Raw genomic sequence first — 1817 nt, 5'->3', positions numbered from 1 at the left:
ACATATTCCAATACGGGCCTCCTTCAAAACAGCAGTCAATTATAGGGGTATGAATATGATTAACCTGCCGGCAGCAGGATATCGGCCCAGGGCCTTTGGTGAGGAAGAATGGTTTGGCGGCCCTTCGCAAGGAGTGATGGTGGCCCATATTGACGGTACGGATGCTGAAATTCAATTTAAAACGGTTACTGAAGAGGTATTTACCTATCCCCAAGAACTGCCTCCATTTGATCAACAGGCGTATCCGCTATGGCTTTCTTATAAATGGGAACTGCCTGCAGAAGAAAATCTCCGGAATGGAAGCTTTGACCAAGGCTTGCAGCACTGGTCTAAAAGGTTTGTCTATCAGGAAGACAAGGAGCCTTCCAATATCATGGAGGTACGTGAGTGGAATCAGCAAAAGGCCCTTTACCTCTATTCACGAAAGCGTGGGTATGCAACACCTGGCCAGGACCGTCTGCCACAAACCATCAACCAACTTTGTCAGGCCATCAGGGTGAAGGGAAATCCCGGACAGCTTAAATTAGATTATACCATTGATGCTGAAAACACGCACTTTGACGGGTTTTCCGGAGCTTTTATTTTGATAGAAGGTTTTACAGGTAGCTTCAAAACCCTGAACATGGTATATTGGCTTGGCAGGCCTTATGGATCATTGGGCGATAAAGCCACACAAAATAAAAAGGTGCCGCTATTACATTTTCAACTTCCTGAAAATAAGAAAACCCGCAATGAAGCCAACCTTAATCTCGTTGCAGATTTTGAGAGTCATGGAGAAAAATTTGATGTCCTTAAGCTTGATAGCTTGGTGATCAATTTAGGGACCTGGAATATGAATGATGGGGACTATTATCCTTATGCCGTTTATTTCAGCAATATCAGATTTGATAAAAACATGGATCAACAGGCTAAAAGCATGGTTGGAGAATCAGTAATAAGCAGGACCCAGGCTGATGATATCTGGTGGATGAAAAACAATCATATTGCAGGAGAGCATAAGTATCATTCTCCTACTGAACACCTCAATGGAGCTATGAAATTGATTGGAGATGATCTACCAAAGTAAGAAATCTCAGCAAGAATATGATTCCAGTGGAATTCGGATAATGATCTCAAAAGATGGGGTGAATTCTGAAAGACCGGAATTTAAAAATGATAGCAACTAGCTTTTTGATAAAGGTGTCTATGGACACCCTTGTTTATTTACCTATTTCAATTTTTCCAGATAATCCAATGTCGTTCTATAGAAATCTTCGCGCATTTTTTCATCATTAATTTCGGTGTACATCCATACATCCCTGTCCCCCTTTTCTTTGGAAGTCCTTACCTGCATCTTCGTCGACAGGTCCTTATGAATTATGGCTTCGATCAATGCCAAATCCCAAATGGTACGGGTGTCCCTGCCACCATCCAAGTGGTTAAACCATCTAAGGAGGATAAAGTCGAGAAGGTCGTGTTTCCCTTTGAACCTGTCTGTGGTTTCAGCCCAGGACATTTTCATTCTGGATGCTTCGTTGTTAGGAATAATGTGCAGTTCTACTGGCGAATTAAGGATCACATAGAGGGCCTGCATGTCCATCAAACTGTTGAAATCCAGGTTCGACATCGTCTGCTTTTCGAAATTATAACCTGAACCCAACCAGTGCAATTCAATTTTGGGCACAATGGTGGGATCTTCCATAATGGCCGAGGCAACATTGGTCAAAGCGCCCAGAGCCACAACAGTCAATTTGCCATCTTTTATTCTATGTGCTTCGCCAATAATAAAGGCAGAAGCCGCAGAAGGTCTGGACTTGGTGCCCCAATCATACAATCTA

General features: G+C 42.8%; 2 protein-coding genes. One reads left to right on the top strand and one right to left on the bottom strand.

Annotated features, from left to right (window positions below; translation table 11 throughout):
- A partial coding sequence (locus ACEW8O_RS04755; RefSeq protein WP_373493476.1) for a hypothetical protein occupies positions 1 to 1066 on the top strand: 1066 nt, incomplete at its 5' end.
- Between the two features lie 141 nt (positions 1067 to 1207).
- Here ACEW8O_RS04755 and ACEW8O_RS04750 read toward each other — a convergent pair.
- Positions 1208 to 1817: nucleoside hydrolase (locus ACEW8O_RS04750; RefSeq protein ID WP_373493475.1), on the bottom strand; the 610-nt coding region annotated here is incomplete at its 5' end.

Origin of the sequence: Aquiflexum sp. (assembly GCF_041749095.1) — a bacterium.
In the GTDB taxonomy this organism is placed as follows: Bacteria; Bacteroidota; Bacteroidia; order Cytophagales; family Cyclobacteriaceae; genus Aquiflexum.
The sequence above is the reverse complement of the archived record's forward strand: the minus strand, read 5'-3'. Positions and strand labels throughout refer to the sequence as shown.